This window comes from Mesorhizobium sp. M7D.F.Ca.US.004.03.1.1 (genome assembly GCF_003998635.1).
Lineage (GTDB): Bacteria > Pseudomonadota > Alphaproteobacteria > Rhizobiales > Rhizobiaceae > Mesorhizobium > Mesorhizobium loti.
This window is the reverse complement of sequence record NZ_RZQG01001111.1, coordinates 1-1735: the sequence shown is the minus strand read 5'-3', so window position 1 is coordinate 1735 and position 1735 is coordinate 1. Positions and strand designations below refer to the sequence as shown.

3 protein-coding genes are annotated in these 1735 nt (G+C 62.5%); 2 read left to right on the top strand and 1 reads right to left on the bottom strand.

The annotated features are described in order from the left end of the window. Positions 1–218, top strand: a 218-nt coding sequence (locus EN935_RS34470) for a YraN family protein (protein ID WP_206534646.1), incomplete at its 5' end; no start/stop codon positions are given. A 94-nt stretch (positions 219–312) separates the two neighbouring features. Here the strand turns inward: EN935_RS34470 and EN935_RS34465 are convergent. Continuing rightward, the gene (locus tag EN935_RS34465; protein WP_109667603.1) at positions 313–1119 is read right to left on the bottom strand and encodes an undecaprenyl-diphosphate phosphatase; all 807 of its coding nucleotides are present in this window, start codon (positions 1117–1119) and stop codon (positions 313–315) included. A 161-nt stretch (positions 1120–1280) separates the two neighbouring features. On the opposite strand from EN935_RS34465, the gene EN935_RS34460 reads away from it, so the two are divergent. Then, positions 1281–1735 (top strand): glutathione S-transferase family protein (locus EN935_RS34460; RefSeq protein ID WP_164769875.1); only part of this gene is annotated, 455 nt, incomplete at its 3' end.

Genomic DNA, 1735 nt, shown 5'->3' with positions numbered 1-1735 from the left:
ACCTGGTGCTGTTCGTCGAGGTCAAGGCGCGCCGCACGCTGATGGAAGCCATGGAGGCGATCGGCCATGAATCGGAACGCCGCATCGAGGCAGCGGCCGACATCTGGCTGTCGCGCCAGTCGGATTACGGCAAACTGTCGATGCGCTTCGACATGGTCGCGGTGCTGCCCTGGTGCTGGCCGGTGCATGTCGAGAATGCGTTTTATGGGCGGAATTGAGGAACATCCTTCGTCATCCACGGGTCTGCGCTGCGTCGCTACGCTCCTTGCTCCGCCCGTGGATGACGAAGTCGAGGAGGTCGCGGACCACTCCTCACCCCCAGATCATCAAGCCAACCAGCCCGACAACACCCACCACCAGCCGCCACCAGCCGAACAGCGAGTAGCCGTTGCGCGAGACGTAATCGAGCAGGAAGCGCACGACGATGAGCGCTGTGATGAAGGCGGCAACGAAGCCGACGGCAATGATCGGCAGGTCGGCGCTGCTCAGTACGTTGCGGTTCTTGAACAGGTCGAAGGCGAAGGCGCCGACCATGGTCGGGATCGCAAGGAAGAAGGAAAATTCCGCCGCCGCCCGCTTGTCGACGCCTAAAAGCAGTGCGCCGACGATCGTCGAACCCGAGCGCGACGTGCCGGGAATCAGCGACAGGCACTGGAAAAGCCCAATCTGCAGGTAAAGCCGGGTCGGGAATCGCTCGACGTCGCGGTAGACGGGTTTGAGGTTCATGCGATCGACAGCCAGCAGCACGACGCCGCCGATGATCAGCATGATGCAGATCAGCCTTGGCGATTCGAACAGCACTGTCTTGATGAAATCATGCGCCAGCGCGCCGATGATCGCCGCCGGCAGGAAAGCAATGAGGATGCCGATGACGAAATGCCGTGTCAGCCGGTCATGCGGCAGGTCGAGCAGCATTTTCCACAGACGGCGGAAATAGACACTGAGGATCGCCAGGATGGCGCCGAGCTGGATCAGGATCTCGAAAGCCTTGCCGGTCGAGTGGAAGCCGAGGAAATGGCCGGCGAGCAGGATATGGCCGGTGGACGACACCGGGATGAACTCGGTCAGCCCCTCCAGCAGGCCGAGCAGCAGGGCTTCGACGATGGTCTGGCTTTCCATGGCTACCTCGGCATTTGGCGTGACGGCTAACAGAACGGCTTGCTTGTCATGGCGTTGAAGTCCCCCTATAGGTCGCAACACTCTGACGGCCCGCTAACCGGGCGGCCAAGACTTACCGGTGCGCCCTGCGATTCGCCAGTGCGCTTTATCATCGCGGAACCATGCTGACGCTTTTCCACCATCCCATGTTCGCCACCTGTCGCTTCGTCCGCCTCGCTTTCGGCGAGTATGGCGAGGAGCTGGCCCTGATCGAGGAAAAGCCGTGGACCCGACGCAAGGAGTTCCTGGCGCTGAACCCGGCCGGTACGCTGCCGATCCTGCTGGCCGAAGGCGACGTGCCGATCGTCGGCGCAACGGTGATCTCGGAATATCTCGATGAAACGCGCGGCGTGCTCAAACGCGACAAGCGGCTGTTCGCCGAGGACCCGATGCAGCGCGCCGAAATCCGCCGGCTGATCGACTGGTATCTCAACAAGGCCGAAAGCGAAGTCACCCGCCATTTGGTGCGCGAGCGCGTGCTGAAGCCGGTCATGCCGGAAACGGCGGGCGGCGGCTCGCCCGATTCGGGCGCGATCCGTGCCGCGCGCGCCAACATCCGCCAGCACATGAAATACAC